The organism is Bacillus smithii, assembly GCF_001050115.1.
GTDB lineage: Bacteria > Bacillota > Bacilli > Bacillales > DSM-4216 > Bacillus_O > Bacillus_O smithii.
In genome coordinates, this window is record NZ_CP012024.1 from 333,880 (window position 1) to 349,517 (window position 15,638).

Genomic DNA, 15,638 nt, shown 5'->3' on the forward strand with positions numbered 1-15,638 from the left:
AAATGATGACGATCAGACATACAAAAGGCTTTTGGCTTTCCATCATATTGGCGCTCGCGGCATTTGCAGTGGTTCAAATACTTATTAACGGGCAAATTCTTAATTCCTTCTATTTAAACACACTATTTTTAATTGGCATCAATATCATATTGGCGGTCAGTCTCCACCTTATTATTGGTATTACAGGACAATTTTCGATTGGCCATGCCGGATTTTTAGCGGTGGGGGCATATGCATCGGCGATTATGACGATGAAGTTTCAATTGCCTTTTTCGGCAGCCCTTTTGATAGGCGGAGTGGCAGCAGCTGTGGCAGGATTGATCATCGGGATTCCGACGCTTCGCTTAAAAGGAGACTATTTGGCCATTGCCACACTGGGATTTGGAGAGATATTGCGGATTGCATTATTGAATATTGATTATGTCGGGGGAGCAAGCGGGATGCAAGTCTCTCATTTTACCACGTGGCCATGGGTATTTGCCTGTACGCTGATTGCTATTGTAGTGATAGCCAATTTTACGAATTCCAGACATGGACGAGCATGTATTTCCGTCCGTGAAAATGAAATCGCTGCTGATGCGATGGGGATTAATACTACTTTTTATAAAGTGGTGGCATTTGTGATAGGGGCGTTTTTTGCCGGGGTGGCCGGAGGTTTATATTCCCACAATTTTTACATCATTCAGCCGACTAACTTCGGATTTTTAAAGTCTTTTGATATCTTGATTTTTGTTGTATTAGGTGGATTAGGGAGCATGTCTGGAGCGGTTATTTCAGCGATCTTGCTGACGATTATTTCCACGTTTCTTCAAGATTATCCGGAAACCCGCATGGTGATATATAGTCTTGTTTTGATTCTCATGATGTTGTTCCGCCCTCAAGGACTGATGGGGACAAAAGAACTGGCGACATTTTTCAAGGAACGTGCAGCTGAAGGGGGAACGAACCATGACAACAAACAAACCGTTGCTTAAAGTGGAGAATGTCGGAATTCGATTTGGCGGCTTAAAAGCTGTGGCCGAGGCCAATATGGAAATTTATAAAGGGGAGCTTGTCGGGCTAATCGGACCAAACGGAGCCGGCAAAACTACTTTTTTTAACCTTTTAACCGGCGTATATGTACCGACGGAAGGAAATCTTTTGTTTAACGGTGAACGGTTAAATGGAATGGCGCCTTTTAAAATTACACGAAAAGGCATCAGCCGCACTTTCCAAAACATTCGATTGTTTCAGGACCTTTCTGTTCTTGACAATGTGAAAGTGGCTTATCACTCTTCAGCGAAAAACTCTATTATCAGCTCCATTTTTCGCCTTCCTTCCCATTTTAAGAATGAAAAGGAAATAGAAGAAAAATCGCTGGACATTCTAAAGCTTTTCAAACTGGAAGGTTATGTACACGAAAAGGCAAAAAACTTGCCATACGGACAGCAGCGGCGTTTGGAAATTGCGAGAGCTCTCGCAGCGAATCCAAAGCTTTTATTGCTTGATGAGCCGGCAGCCGGAATGAATCCGCAGGAAACTCATGATTTAATGAATTTGATTGCGTTTATCCGCGATCAGTTTGAATTGACGATCTTGTTGATTGAACATGATATGAATTTAGTCATGGGTGTTTGCGAACGGATTTACGTCCTCGACCACGGACAGCTGATTGCCCAGGGAACACCGGAGGAAATTCGAAACAATCCGAAAGTCATTGAAGCCTATCTGGGCGAGGAGGTATCATAAATGCTGAAAATAGAAGATATTCATGTTTATTATGGAAATATTCATGCTTTAAAGGGTGTGTCTTTGGATATTCATCAAGGCGAAATTGTGACGCTGATAGGAGCGAATGGCGCTGGAAAGAGTACACTGTTAAAAACGATTTCCGGATTGCTAAAGCCGAAATCAGGAAAAATAGAGTACGAGAATCAATCTATTATGGGAAAACCGGCTCAAGCAATCGTTAAGATGGGGATTTCTCACGTTCCGGAAGGACGTCGAATTTTTGCGAATATGTCTGTTCAAGAAAATTTGGAATTAGGAGCTTTTTTAAGGAAGGATAAAGATGAGATTCGCAAAGATTACGAAAAAGTTTTTCAGCTGTTTCCGCGGCTGCAGGAACGTTGGAAGCAGCAGGCGGGAACTTTATCGGGCGGAGAGCAGCAAATGCTAGCCATGGGCCGAGCATTGATGGCTCGTCCAAAACTGCTGCTGCTGGATGAACCTTCCATGGGATTAGCGCCTCTTTTAGTGAAAACCATTTTCCGAATTATTCAGGAAATCAATGAAACTGGTACAACCATTTTGCTGGTGGAGCAAAATGCCAATATGGCTCTGTCAGTAGCCGATCGAGCTTACGTGATTGAAACAGGGAAAGTCGTCCTGTCCGGAACTCCGGAAGAACTGAACGAAAGCGATCAAATCAAACATGCTTATTTAGGAGGGCAATAATGGACAAAAGTTCTGATTAAAAAACTTCCGTCTGAACAAGGCGGAAGTGTTTTAATCATTTCAATGGTTTCTGCTAATATTATAGAAAAAATGGTGAATGTGGAGTGTTGTATTTCATGAAAGATTTGTCTCTCATTGGAAAAATAAGTATTGTATCAGGAATTTTTTTTGCTTCGTATGGCCTTTTATTATTCATAAAAGATATGAAAGAAAAGTCTACATTAATAAATTTTCTCGATTCAAGCGGACTTATTGCTCTTGGTATATCTATATTTTTATCAGCATTCTTTTACAAGAAACGAAAATAAAAGTCGAAGTGCAAAACGGACTATGGAGGGATTTATGGGACGTAAAACGAAAAGAACTTCGGAAATTTTAAATATACTATGATGACTAGAGGGTATTATGTTCAGTTTAAGGACATATATCCTCTTTTTTCATACATAATAGATATATCGATGTTGGATGAAAATTTAAAATAATTAGTTTTTTAGGAAAGGGCATAGCTCACAGCGGGAGGCGTAGCGAAGTCTTTCGACCGATTGTAAATAAGTAAGGCTTTTTTAGAGAATAACAGCAGGAGATAATGTATTAGTGGTGAAGTGGGATTTCCTTTGATTCCTCGTGGAGTATCTGAACTATTTAAATACAACAGGGAAACGCAGTAATACAGTAAAAACTCACCGTTATGCTTTAAAGCAATATTTTATGTATTTACGGGAGAAAAAGACAGATTACAGGGAGATTCGTTTAAGAAGACTTGATGGAGTTTGTCCCATGGTTGAGGAATCCATATGAGAGTGCAAGGGCCAATCCCCTGCAACTTGTTAAAGCAAAAAACAGACAAGACGATTCATCTAATGAAGAAATTCAAAATGATATGGTCGGTAAGTTGATGAAAAAAAATTGTTTACGGTTAGAATAATTTTATTTATGAGGGGGATTTTTATGGAACTAATTACAAGTAAAGTAATGATCATCTCTTCATTTTTATTAGTTATCACAATGATTGAGACTTTGGCCTATTCAACGAGGATTTCAGGGGCAAGAGTAAAGTTAATCGCAACTGCAATATCTTTGTTTAGTACATTGGTGGTCGTTTCAAGATTATCTACAACCATTCAACAACCTTTAACAGCAAAACTTATTGCAGAAGCTCCAGATATAAATAGATTACATTTTATAGAGGAGCAGTATAGAATTTTAATGGGATTAACTTCAATTGGAGTTTTACTGGGAATTTTTCTTTTTCCGACATTTATCAACGTCTTCTCAAGAGCCATCGTTCAATTGTCAAATGAACGAGGTTCGATGATCACTTTATTTTTTAAGTTCTTTAATATAGAAGGTTTTAAAAAAGTTTTGAAATGTTTTAGATTGCCGAGATTTACCTACCTAAAAGGGATTACCTTAAAAACAATACCTAAACGTCTTTTTGTGATAAATATCATTATTTCTGCTATATTTACAACTGGTGTACTCTCTTCCATATATGCTTCATTGTTAGTTCCGAAATATTATGCACAGGCTGCATTAATGTCATCTGGGATTATAAATGGAATAGCGACCATTTTGTTAACTTTGTTTATTGATCCAAAAGCTTCTGTATTAGCAGATAGAGTAATGAAAAATCAAATTGATTATATTTATTTAAAAAGTTACACTTTGACAATGGTTAGTTCAAAATTTTTAGGCACAATCGTGGCTCAATTTTTGTTTATTCCCGCTGCCTACTATGTCGCTTGGTTTGCCAAGTGGATTTAATGAAGACGTTATTCCACTAAGAGGGCGTTCATTTAAAAAAGGCCATTACATTTTAGCCATATAAAATATGTAATGTCCTTTTATTTATCTTTTTAAAATTTGTTCTTGATCACTAGCATTGCAGTAATTAAATCTGATGATTCAAAATACTAAGAATGTTCAATTTTTTATTGATTTCGAAACAAAAAAATCCTTTACAATGGAAGTACAGGTGGTTCCTGCCCAAATCCAATCGTAAAGGATAACCATTATGGACAAGAATACACTAATTTTATCATTTGGTAAATGGGTTTCACCCATAAATATTCAAAAACTTAGCGAACAAGTCAAAGAATTGAAACAGGACTATTACACAAAAAAGCTGACAACAGAAGCTTATATTAAACTTTTATTGGTAGCCCAGCTGCTCGAATTTAAGAGCTTAGAGGAAATGAGTGATGCACTTGTAGACGAAGATCTTCAAAAAGCACTCGGATTTGAATCGATAAGTGCCTCTCAGCTATCCCGAAAAAACAATCAGATCCACCCACTAATTCTTGCAAATTTGTTCTTGGATCTTGTTTGGAAAATTCAACGGTACCATTATAAAAACGGAAAGAATATGCCACTGAAAATCATTGATTCAAGTACACTCCCGTTGAACTTGACCCATTATAAATGGGCAAAATTCCGGAAAACAAAAGCTGGTGTAAAGCTACACTTACGGCTCGTTTTCATGGATAAAGACACCGTCTATCCTGAAAAAGCAGTGATTACGACAGCAAAAGAACATGACCGAAATCAACTCGAAGTCCTAGTGGATGATCAAGAAGCCATGTATGTGTTTGACCGCGGTTATGTGGACTATGAACGTTTTGATCGGATGACAGATGATGGCTATTTCTTCGTTTCAAGACTGAAGAAAAACGCAGTCATTCGTGAAGTCTATACATTTTCACTTCCTGATGATTGTCACGTTCTATCCGATAAAATGGTCTACATTGGTACCACACAAAATCGTACTGAAAATGTCTTTCGTCTACTAGAAGTTATGGACACAAAAGGGAACTTACTTCGTTTCATCACCAACCGATTTGATTTAAAACCAGAAGAGATAAGTGATATTTACCGATCTCGCTGGGCTATTGAACTCTTTTTCAAATGGCTCAAGCAACACGTAGAAATTAAGCACTTTTATGGAATGAGTGAAACAGCTATTCAAAATCAAATTTTCTTAGCCCTGATCACGTATTGCTTACATGTTCTCATTCAATTGGAGATGAAAAGTAAGAAATCCCTACTTCGAATTACTCGTTGGTTAAAGAGAGCTCTGTGGAAACCAGCTTATGTTTGGTTGCGAAAATTTGATGGGCGAGCCAGTCCATAATCTCCCTTTTGTCGTTGTCGCTCTGGTTTAACTGTATATATTTACCAAATGGGCAGTGCCACCTTTCTTTAGGTTTTGTCTTTTTGGCACAAATTCACAAAAAATAATTAACAGAAAATTCTAACTATATTTATGCAATGCTAATGGTTCTTGATAAAAAACTTAATGTCCTTATTTATTGGCCTGATAAAGGTCTAAGATAGGAGTAGAAAAGAACCTAACGTGATGATGTAAAAGCCCGAAGGAGGCGTATGGCCCCCATTCGGGCTTTTCTTTTAATCTTCTTTTGCAGCTTCAATGTAGATGGCTACTTTAACGTCATCGCCGACAAGAACACCGCCGGTTTCGAGCGGAGCGTTCCAAGTCAGGTTGTAGTCGCTGCGTTTAATCACGCCATTAGCGGAAAATCCTGCTTTTTCTTTACCGCTCATAGGATCTTTCGCCAAGCCTTCAAACACTACTGTAAATGTTTCTGGACGAGTGACGCCATGAAAATTGACATCTCCCGTTACTTCATATTCTCCATCGCCTTTTTTGTGGATGTTTGTAGTGCGAAATGTCAATGTTGGGTATTTTTCGATGTCAAAGAAATCAGCGGACTTTAAATGTTGATCACGGTCACTGTTGCGAGTGTCAATGCTGGCTAAATCGATTTCTACTTGAATCTTTGCCGTTGTTAAATCGGTTGGATCCGCTTCAATGGAAGCATTGAAGTTTTTAAATGCGCCCCTTACTCTCGATATCATCATATGTCTGACAGAAAAATCAATGTTACTATGGGCCGGGTCCACGATCCATCTGGAAATGATCATTTTGATTCCTCCAATTCACCAATATTATTACTAAAAGTAAGTTAGTGTTAATAAATAATATAATGCGATAATTAAAGTATAAGAGTGATAGTAACAATTGTCAATTTAAACAGTTTTTTCATACAAGCGCTCGTAAGATAGATGTTAAAGGAGAATGAAACAGTATCGGGAGAAGGGTTTAGGAAAAAGATCAACACATTGGATGAATGAAAGTACGTTTTAGATAAGTTAAATTCTAAAGCAATTAGGCTTTAGGAGGAGTGGGAAAACAAAAAAAATAGACTTATTCATTAACTTTTTAAGATTAACTTTTTTTAAACAATTTTTGATGTCTTTTGAATATGTTGTATGGAGAGGAGATGAAAAAGCATGAAAATAAGGAGCATCAAGAGAGAAGCGCGGCAGGCGCTAAAAAACCATTGGGGATTTGCAGTGCTTTTGAGCATCGTCGTCTTTTTGGTTTATTCAGTGGTCCCTTATTTAGTAGAAGTCATTTTAAGCGGCGGTTTTACACGATGGGCAACTGAAGAGCAAAACTGGCCTGCCATTGTGTCTCAAATCCTCACATTGTTGTTAACACCGGTTACGGTTGGATACAGTTGGGTATTTTTACGATTGGTGAGAAAAGAACCTGTTCAAATAAAGAACACGTTCGAGCTGTTCTCCGGCAAGTTGTACTGGAAATCGCTCGGCTTGACCATTCTCATAACCATTTACACGTTTTTATGGTCTTTATTATTAGTCATTCCCGGTATTATTAAGAGCTTCGCTTATTCTCAAGCTTACTTTATTTTGAAAGATCATCCGGACTATTCATTAAATCAAATCATTACAGAGAGCAGAAAAATGATGAACGGATACAAATGGAGATACTTTCTGCTGCAATTAAGTTTTATTGGCTGGTTCATCCTCAGTTTGATTACTTTAGGTATCGGGTTTCTTTGGTTAGTTCCTTACGTCTACAGCTCATTAGCCCGTTTTTATGAAGAAATCTCTCAAAAAAGGGAAGAAGTTCCCCAACCATAATCGAAGGATAACATGCTGCCGCTCATTTACAAATGGGTGGTTTTTTTCGTAAGAGGAAGAAAAAGCGTTGTTCACACTTTTTTCACAGCGATTGCTTCCCGTATTTTTTGAAGCGTGCCTGCGGCTTTTTCTTTTCTCTCCTTCATGACGTTGACAAATAAGGCGTCAATGATGGACAATTGGGCAATGCGCGAAGCGAGAGCTTCTGAACGATATTCGGTTTCTTGTGAAACGGTATGCAAGGATAGATCGGCCTTTTGAGTGAGCGGCGATTTCGAAAAACTGGTAATGGCAATGGTTTTACAGCCGGTTTTTTTAGCAACATCCACAATTTCAAGCAAATCTTTATTCATTCCGGAATGAGAGATAAAGACCGCGACATCTTGTTTGGACAGCAAGGAGGCGGACATGATTTGAAAGTGGGCATCCATAAATGCCTCTGTAGGGATGCCTGTTCTCATAAATTTGTGCTGAGCATCCAAAGCCACGATGGCTGAGCCGCCTGTGCCGTAAAATGAAATTTTTTTTGCCTGCAGGAGATACTCAACCGCTTCCCCAAAGTGTTGAAGGTTTAAAATGTTCAGAGTATCTTGCAATGTTCGGATATTGGACTGGAACACTTTTTCAGCGACTTGATCGCTTGTATCATCTTCTAATATGTTTTCATGTATATCTTGAATGGGGGTCACAATTTCAGATGCCAAAGCGATTTTCATTGCTTGAAACCCTTTAAAACCTATACGTTTGCAAAAACGGAAAATCGTAGCTTCGGCCACTTGAAGGTCGTCAGCTACTTGGTTGATGGTGCTGTGGATAACTTCTTGCGGTTTTTCCAAAAAGTAATCGGCAATCGTTTGTTCCTTAGGACTAAAGCTGGAATATGCAGATCGAATGGTTTGCAAGCAAGATCGGGTGGCCATAAGTCACTCTCTCCTTTTTCGTGTTTTTAAAACAGACAAGCAATCCAAAGCAGGGATGATCATAGTGCAGCGGCTGAATCTGCAGGTTCTTTGGCTTTGTTAACCATAATCTTGTGAACGCTTCCATTAAACGGTTTTGATTTCTTGTGTTTTGCACTTCCCGAAGGTCTTATCTCCATATGATGATAAGCTCCGTTGCCTGCCTTACGTGAATAACCTATATAGTTGGAAAAATTTTTGACGATTGCTCTTTGATCCTATTTCGTCCCGGATACGTTATCGGGTTGTCGAACGAAAGTTTCTTATTTTAGTGTACATGAAAAAAGCTGTGAATAAAATATATTTTCATTGCCATCTTTGAATTAAAAAATTTTTATTATAAAATAAGGATAAAAAGAAAATTTTTTTCTATTAAGATAGGAGAATGAATATGAAAATTGGATTAATCGGTTTAGGAAAAATGGGGCTGAATTTAGGCCAAAACTTAATCGACCATCGCCACGAAGTGGTAGCGTATGACGTCAATCCCAAGGCGGTGGAAGAAATCCAAAAATATGGCGCTCAAGGAACTTCCAGCTTACAAGAACTGGTGGACTCGTTGGAAAAGCCAAGAATTGTCTGGATCATGGTGCCGCATGGTGTGGTGGATTCCGTCCTCAGCGACCTGAAGCCGCTTTTGGAAAAAGACGATATTGTGATCGAAGCGGGGAATTCCCACTATAAAGAATCGATTCGTCGCTACAACGAGTTCAAAGAAGCGGGCATCCGCTTCATGGATGCCGGTACTTCCGGAGGCATGGAAGGAGCTCGCCATGGGGCTTGTTATATGGTAGGGGGAGATCCCGAAGCTTGGAAGATCGTGGAACCGATTTTCCGGGATACCGCTGTGGAAAACGGCTATTTATATGCCGGTAAACCGGGTAGCGGCCACTTCTTGAAAATGGTCCACAACGGCATTGAATACGGGATGATGGCCGCCATTGGAGAAGGATTTGAAGTGTTGGAGAAAAGCGACTTTGATTTTGACTACGAAAAAGTCGCGAGAGTATGGAACAATGGGTCCGTCATTCGTTCCTGGCTGATGGAATTAACCGAACGCGCCTTCTCGAAAGATGCGAAATTAGACGGCATCAAAGGCGTGATGCACTCTTCCGGTGAAGGAAAATGGACGGTGGAAACGGCTCTGGATTTACAAACGGCCACACCGGTCATCGCCCTGTCCTTATTAATGAGATACCGGTCTTTGGAAGAAGACACGTTTACTGGAAAAGTAGTTGCTGCTTTACGAAATGAATTTGGCGGGCATGCAGTAGAAAGATCTTAAACTATTCTTTTTCAGGACCGTTAACTACACCTAAAAGCGCGGATCATGAGTGATTCGTTGAGAAAGGATGTAGTTAGCGGTCCTTTCTTTCATGGATGATTAGTTTTTTCACCGATTAACAGTCGAAGGGTCAATCGATATTGACAAAGGGAATAAAGAAAAGCAACTAAGGCGTGAGGTGGAGAGGGCGGGGGAGCGTTCCATAGGGTTTTGATGGCTAGCCTTTTATCAAAGTATAGCAGGCTGAGCAAGTTTTGTTTTATGTAAACTTTGTTATTTTTCAGTTTACATAAAAAGTATTGTTTACTATAATGCTAGTATCATACATCATGAGGAGGATGAAGATGAAAACAAGAGATATGGTGCTAGCGGCGATGTTTACAGCTGTGGTGGCGGCGCTAGGGTTGATACCGCCAATCCCAAGTCCGTTTTCGCCAGTTCCGATCACAGCTCAAACATTTGGAGTGATGCTGGCTGGGGCGGTCCTTGGTCCCAGATTGGGAGGTTTGAGTTTATTATTATTTGATCTGTTAGTAGCAATGGGCGTTCCGGTATTATCAGGTGGAAGAGGAGGTATGTCCGTACTCCTTGGCCCGAGCGGAGGATATATTATGTCTTATCCGATTGCGGCGTTTTTGATCGGTTATTTGGCGGACCGCTATCGAAATAATCTAAATGTGTGGAAGTTGCTTCTTTTTAATATTTTAGGTGGGATGATTTTCGTTTACTTATGCGGAGTAACGTATTTATCCGTTGTTACCGGTACGCCATGGCTGGCGGCGATGACAGCAGCTCTGATTTACTTGCCGGGAGATTTGACGAAAGCGATCGTGTCGGCCATAGTAGCCATTGAATTGAGAAAGCGTTTATCCTTCAAAAGGTTTGCGGATGAAGGATGAGCCGGTCATGTATATAGGAGAATCATTATCGCACTATGCAGAAACGCAGCCAGATACACCGGCTGTTTGTTTTGAACACACACAGATTACTTATAGGGAATTCCGGGATCACATCAAAGGAATATCCGATAGGCTTCTTCAAATATTAGGTGAGGGAAGAAGACGAAAAGTCGCTTTATGGCTAGGAAATAGGCCGGAATTCCTCGAAGCCTTTTTTGCGATTATTCGTCTCGGTTGGATCGCTGTCCCTTTAGATAGAAAATGGACGACGGTGGAATTGCGTCATGCCATGAGTATTGCCTGCCCTGATGCAGTGATTGCAGAGAATGATTCTTCTCCGGGATGGCAAGAAACTTTGGTAATACCGGTCGAACAGCTGTATCAGTATTCTGCCGGCAGTTCGAATTTGCCAAAGCCTCCGACAGAAGACGACCTTTTTTATTTGGGATTTACTTCAGGTACGACGGGAAAACCGAAAGGCTATGTTCGCAATCATGGTTCATGGCTTAAAAGCTTTTCCGCCGGAGAGACAGCCTTTGGTTTTCATAGCGGCCATAGCGTTTTGGCTCCGGGGCCTTTATGCCACTCTTTGTCGTTGTTTGCCGCTGTTCATGCCGTTCATGGCGGCAGCACTTTTTATATGCTTGAGTCGTTTGATGTGGACAAAGTCTGTCGTCTGTTGAAGCAAGGCTGTGTGGATATGCTGCATGTTGTCCCGACGATGCTGGAAAAAATAATGGCTCAATACCGATGGAAACCCATCATCCATCAAAGTGTCAAATGGATTTTGGCTTCCGGTGCTTATTGGGAGGAAAATTCAAAGGAGCGGGCAAAGCAGCTTTTTCCGCAGGCAAGATTGTTTGAATATTATGGAGCTTCGGAGCTAAGCTTTGTCGCTTATCAAGAATATCCGGCTAAAGAAAAAGGAAGCAAGCCATTTCCGGGTGTTCACATTCGCATTTGTGATCAAGCAGGACGGGATGTCGAACCGGGGGAAATCGGCCAAGTCTACATAGACAGCCCATTATTATTTTCCGGTTATGTAAAAGACGAGAACGAAACGAAAAAAGTGTTAACCCATTTTGGGGCCACTGCTGGCGATATGGGAAGAATGGATTCACAAGGCCGCCTTCATATTGTCGGGCGACGCAAAAATATGTTTAAAAGCGGAGGGCTGAAAGTTTACCCAGAGGAAGTAGAGCATGTCATTAAAAAGCATCCTTCGGTAGAAGAAGCGGTGGTCATTGGAATAAAGGACGAGTATTGGGGCGAAAAAGGCGTCGCGTGTGTGCAGTGGAGAAAAAAAGAATCGGAAGAAGAAATCAAGCGTTTTTGCAGGCAGCATCTCGCTGCTTACAAATGCCCAAAACAATGGGTTGAAATGGATCATTGGCCTTTGACCAAAAGCGGAAAAGTAGATCGCTTCACATTAAAACAGTGGCTGGAGAAGGTGTTGTCATGCCAAGAGCAGTGATTGTGGCAGCAAAAAGAAGTGCTGTTGGAAAAATTGGCGGAATTTTCCGTAATGTTCTGCCGGAAGTGTTGGCAGCGAAAGTGATTCAAGCAGTGCTGGAGGAATGCCCTGTTCCTGCGGCAGAAATAGATGATGTGATTTTAGGGAATGTGGTAGGACCTGGGGGTAACATCGCGCGGCTTTCCGCTTTAACGGCGGGTTTGCCTGTTGAAGTACCAGGAATGACCATTGATCGTCAGTGCGGATCGGGGTTGGAAGCCATCATTACGGCTTGCCGTTTTGTGCAGGCTGGTGCAGGGGATATTTATTTAGCAGGTGGAGTGGAAAGCACCAGTTTGGCGCCGTGGAAAATAGAGAAACCGACTTCTTTATATTCGGCGGCTGCTCCGCGAATTTATACACGCGCACGATTTTCTCCAGATTGGATCGGGGATCCGGAAATGGGGATCGCGGCGGAAAATGTCGCACGAGTGTATCATGTGAGCCGAGAAGAACAGGATGAGTATGCACTACGAAGTCATCAAAAAGCTGTCAAGGCTCAAGAAAATCAATTATTCGCTGAAGAAATTGTCCCGATAAACAACAAGAATCAAGATGAATGTCCTCGTTCCGGACTTACTCTTTCTTTATTGAGAGCACTAAAGCCCGTTTTTCAAGAAGATGGGACGGTGACAGCGGGAAATGCGTGTCCGATCAATGACGGAGCGGCCATTGTCCTTGTGATGTCTTTGGAAAAATGTCGCGAACTGAATCTGGAGCCGGTGATGGAGTTTATCGACAGCGCCGTAGCAGGAGTCGATCCGAATCTGCTTGGAATTGGGCCGGTTCCAGCGGTAAAGAGATTGCTGCACAGAACGGGAATCGGCCTACAGGATATTGACTTGGTTGAATTTAATGAAGCTTTTGCTTCTCAAGTGATTGCTTCCATTCGCGAATTGGGGTTGCCGGAAGAAAAAGTGAATATTCACGGAGGCGCCTTAGCCATTGGACATCCTTATGGGGCATCAGGGGCCATTATTGTGACAAGGCTTTTTCATGAAATAAAGCGTGATTTTGGAGAAACGGGCCTTGCCACTTTAGGGATAGGCGGTGGAATTGGGCTTTCGGCTTTGTTTCAACGTTTCCGATCATGACCATTGATCATCCCCTTCTCCCGCATTGTATCCGTGAGCGGGAAAAGGGGATTTGCCGGACATAGGCTGGGTTTAAGATTTTAGAAAGTTGTTATATGGTCGGAAAGGGATTAAGGCACCTCATGTCCCATGGAGCTGTGAAGTATTTCGAACCATTGGTCGTGTGTTAATGTATGCTCTAAAGATCGGACCGCTTTTTGGATGCGTTCTTTTTTTCCGGACCCCACGATTGGCATAATCTTGGCCGGGTGGTTCAAAAGCCAGGCATACAAAACTTCGTCTATGCTCTCCGCTTGAATTTCCCGGGCAATTTTCGCTAATGTTTTTCTCATTCGCACTGCCTTTTTTTCTTGGGACGAGAAAATGGCGCCACCGCCTAAAGGCGACCAAGCCATAGGTGGTATCCGTTTTTTTAAGCAAAAATTCAAAGTGCCGTCCTCAAAATTTTCTAAATGATAAGCGGAAAGCTCTAATTGATTGGTAATCAATTTTTCTTCTAAATAAGACTCAAGCATTTCAAATTGGTGGTCTTTGAAATTGGATACTCCAAAATAGCGAACTTTTCCGGCTTTTTTTAATTCGGCAAAGGCTTCGGCAGTTTGTTCGGGATCCATAAACGGATCAGGACGGTGAATCAGCAATACATCAATATAATCGGTTTGAAAGTTTTTTAATGACTGATCGACGGAACGAATGATATGTTCTTTACTGGTGTTATAATGATGTGATAAATGTTCCGGCCGGTTTGGCGAGGGAAGGACAATGCCGCATTTTGCGACAATTTCCATCTTTTCTCGCAAACTTGGTTTAAGGGCCAGTGCTTCTCCGAATAGCGCTTCACATGTGTAGCTACCGTAAATATCAGCGTGGTCAAAGGTCGTAATGCCTAATTCAAGACAATATTCAATAATTGAAAGAGTTTCTTCCTTTGATTTTTTCCAATCCGCCAACCGCCAATAACCGTGGATGATTCGAGAAAATGATAAATCACTGGCTAATTTTACTCTTTCCATTCATCATTCTCCTTCTGTGAATAAGATAAACGATAATACAGATTTATCTTAACCTTTCCAACATTTCCTGTCATTACCAAACCATTCGTGAACTATGCTTCTTTTTTGCTAATGGGAATTCATAATTGAGCTATAGCTAAGTTTTGAAATCATGACAAACCACGTGATTTTCTTTTGCTTTATCATTCATTATGGAGTGGTTAGTTTAACATTGGCGGTGAATTTGTGTATTTAAATGAATAGATGATCTTCTTGTCTTAGGACATAGAAGGGATGGATCATGAACGGCATCGTCAAAAGCATTGCTTTTTCGAAATGAAATATCGCGAAAAAGAAGGAATTAGCAACGCAAAAGGAGAATTATATTCTGATATGGAAATTTAGAATAAAGGGGGATTCGACATGGAGAAATTTCGTGCCTTAGTGGCGGACAAACAGGAGGAGGCTTTTTCACTAAAGATAAAAGAGCTGACAAAAGAGGATCTTCCAGAAGGCGATGTTACGATAAAAGTTTATTATTCCAGCGTGAACTATAAGGATGGGTTGGCATCGATAAACAACAGCACAGTGGTTAGAAAATATCCTATGGTTCCGGGGATCGATCTGGCGGGGAAAGTTATTGAATCCAAAAATGATCGTTTCAAAGAAGGAGACGAAGTGTTAATTACGGGTTATGACTTAGGTGTGGCCCATTTTGGCGGATACAGCGAAGTGGCTCGTGTTCCCGCTGATTGGGTTGTTCCGTTGCCGAAAGGTCTTTCCATGAAGGAAGCGATGGCAATAGGCACAGCTGGTTTTACGGCTGCTCTTTCCGTCCATCGACTAGAGGAAAATCATCTTTCTCCAAGCCAAGGACGGGTATTGGTGGCTGGAGCGACTGGAGGAGTTGGAAGCCATGCCATTTCCATACTGAGCCGACTTGGTTATGAAGTAACGGCAAGTACTCGCAAAAAAGCGGAGCATGACTACTTAAAGCAGTTGGGTGCAAGCGATTTTGTTTCTCCAGAAGAATTTGTCATGCCTGAAAAACGCGCCTTGTTGAAGCAACAGTGGGCTGCCGCTGTCGATCCGGTCGGAGGACAATATTTGCCGTACATATTAGCGTCGATTCGATACGGAGGTTCTGTTGCTTTAAGCGGAATGACGGGTGGAACCAACTTTCAATCTACCGTATTTCCATTCATTTTGCGTGGGGTAAACTTGCTTGGCATTGATTCGGTCTTCTGCCCAATGGAGACTAGATTGCATCTCTGGGAGAAGTTGGCTGATGAGTGGAAACCGGATCATCTACTGGATTCGATCAGCCATGAAGTTACGCTCGATGAATTGCCGGATGTATTGGCTAAAATCTTAAGAGGCGAAATGCGCGGAAGAACGATTGTAAAGTTATAATCGTTGGAAAAATTTTTTAAGACCTAAAATCTAAAAATCTTTCAAAAAAAGGTAGGCACATATTATCATGCATAATATG

At 41.1% G+C, this 15,638-nt stretch carries 14 protein-coding genes; 11 read left to right on the plus strand and 3 right to left on the minus strand.

Going from position 1 to position 15,638, the window contains the following annotated elements:
• The first annotated feature begins 2 nt into the window (after window positions 1-2).
• The 5 genes from BSM4216_RS01650 to BSM4216_RS01675 all read left to right on the plus strand — a co-directional run bounded on the left by BSM4216_RS01650 (window position 3) and on the right by BSM4216_RS01675 (window position 5,566).
• Window positions 3-974: a branched-chain amino acid ABC transporter permease gene (locus tag BSM4216_RS01650; RefSeq protein ID WP_048622496.1), complete on the plus strand. Its 972-nt coding sequence runs from the start codon at window positions 3-5 to the stop codon at window positions 972-974.
• Complete coding sequence (locus BSM4216_RS01655; protein ID WP_048622497.1) at window positions 949-1,728, plus strand: ABC transporter ATP-binding protein; 780 nt, start codon at window positions 949-951, stop codon at window positions 1,726-1,728. Before BSM4216_RS01650 ends, BSM4216_RS01655 begins: the two co-directional genes overlap by 26 nt.
• A complete protein-coding gene (locus BSM4216_RS01660; RefSeq protein WP_003353163.1) occupies window positions 1,729-2,436 on the plus strand; it encodes an ABC transporter ATP-binding protein in 708 nt (235 codons plus the stop codon).
• Between the two features lie 948 nt (window positions 2,437-3,384).
• Window positions 3,385-4,200: a lipid II flippase Amj family protein gene (locus tag BSM4216_RS01670; protein WP_082142221.1), complete on the plus strand. Its 816-nt coding sequence runs from the start codon at window positions 3,385-3,387 to the stop codon at window positions 4,198-4,200.
• 250 nt (window positions 4,201-4,450) lie between these two features.
• Entirely contained in the window at window positions 4,451-5,566 is a 1,116-nt protein-coding gene (locus BSM4216_RS01675) for an IS4 family transposase (RefSeq protein WP_048622499.1), read from the plus strand.
• 275 nt (window positions 5,567-5,841) lie between these two features.
• Here the strand turns inward: BSM4216_RS01675 and BSM4216_RS01680 are convergent, their stop codons facing one another.
• Window positions 5,842-6,378 (minus strand): YceI family protein, encoded by a 537-nt coding sequence (locus tag BSM4216_RS01680; protein ID WP_048622500.1) that lies wholly within the window; start codon window positions 6,376-6,378, stop codon window positions 5,842-5,844.
• A gap of 369 nt (window positions 6,379-6,747) precedes the next feature.
• Between BSM4216_RS01680 and BSM4216_RS01685 the strand changes: the two genes are divergently transcribed.
• The gene (locus BSM4216_RS01685) at window positions 6,748-7,404 is read left to right on the plus strand and encodes a DUF975 family protein (RefSeq protein WP_048622501.1); all 657 of its coding nucleotides are present in this window, start codon (window positions 6,748-6,750) and stop codon (window positions 7,402-7,404) included.
• A gap of 71 nt (window positions 7,405-7,475) precedes the next feature.
• Here BSM4216_RS01685 and BSM4216_RS01690 read toward each other — a convergent pair whose 3' ends face one another.
• Window positions 7,476-8,324, minus strand: coding sequence for a MurR/RpiR family transcriptional regulator (locus BSM4216_RS01690; RefSeq protein ID WP_003353155.1), 849 nt, complete (start codon window positions 8,322-8,324; stop codon window positions 7,476-7,478).
• A 430-nt stretch (window positions 8,325-8,754) separates the two neighbouring features.
• Here BSM4216_RS01690 and gnd point away from each other — a divergent pair, with 430 nt between their 5' ends.
• The 4 genes from gnd to BSM4216_RS01710 all read left to right on the plus strand — a co-directional run bounded on the left by gnd (window position 8,755) and on the right by BSM4216_RS01710 (window position 13,154).
• The gene (gene gnd / locus BSM4216_RS01695; protein ID WP_048622502.1) at window positions 8,755-9,648 is read left to right on the plus strand and encodes a phosphogluconate dehydrogenase (NAD(+)-dependent, decarboxylating); all 894 of its coding nucleotides are present in this window, start codon (window positions 8,755-8,757) and stop codon (window positions 9,646-9,648) included.
• A 344-nt stretch (window positions 9,649-9,992) separates the two neighbouring features.
• Complete coding sequence (locus BSM4216_RS01700) at window positions 9,993-10,547, plus strand: biotin transporter BioY (protein WP_048622503.1); 555 nt, start codon at window positions 9,993-9,995, stop codon at window positions 10,545-10,547.
• 7 nt (window positions 10,548-10,554) lie between these two features.
• Window positions 10,555-12,021 (plus strand): AMP-binding protein, encoded by a 1,467-nt coding sequence (locus tag BSM4216_RS01705; RefSeq protein WP_169799177.1) that lies wholly within the window; start codon window positions 10,555-10,557, stop codon window positions 12,019-12,021.
• Window positions 12,006-13,154 (plus strand): thiolase family protein, encoded by a 1,149-nt coding sequence (locus tag BSM4216_RS01710; protein ID WP_048622505.1) that lies wholly within the window; start codon window positions 12,006-12,008, stop codon window positions 13,152-13,154. Before BSM4216_RS01705 ends, BSM4216_RS01710 begins: the two co-directional genes overlap by 16 nt.
• 110 nt (window positions 13,155-13,264) lie before the next feature.
• Here the strand turns inward: BSM4216_RS01710 and BSM4216_RS01715 are convergent, their stop codons facing one another.
• On the minus strand, window positions 13,265-14,167 hold the full coding sequence (locus tag BSM4216_RS01715; protein ID WP_048622506.1) for an aldo/keto reductase: 903 nt from the start codon (window positions 14,165-14,167) through the stop codon (window positions 13,265-13,267).
• A 402-nt stretch (window positions 14,168-14,569) separates the two neighbouring features.
• On the opposite strand from BSM4216_RS01715, the gene BSM4216_RS01720 reads away from it, so the two are divergent.
• Window positions 14,570-15,559 carry an NADPH:quinone oxidoreductase family protein gene (locus tag BSM4216_RS01720; protein WP_048622507.1) on the plus strand — a complete coding sequence of 330 codons (990 nt, stop codon included), beginning with the start codon at window positions 14,570-14,572 and terminating at the stop codon, window positions 15,557-15,559.
• Window positions 15,560-15,638: the final 79 nt, after the last annotated feature.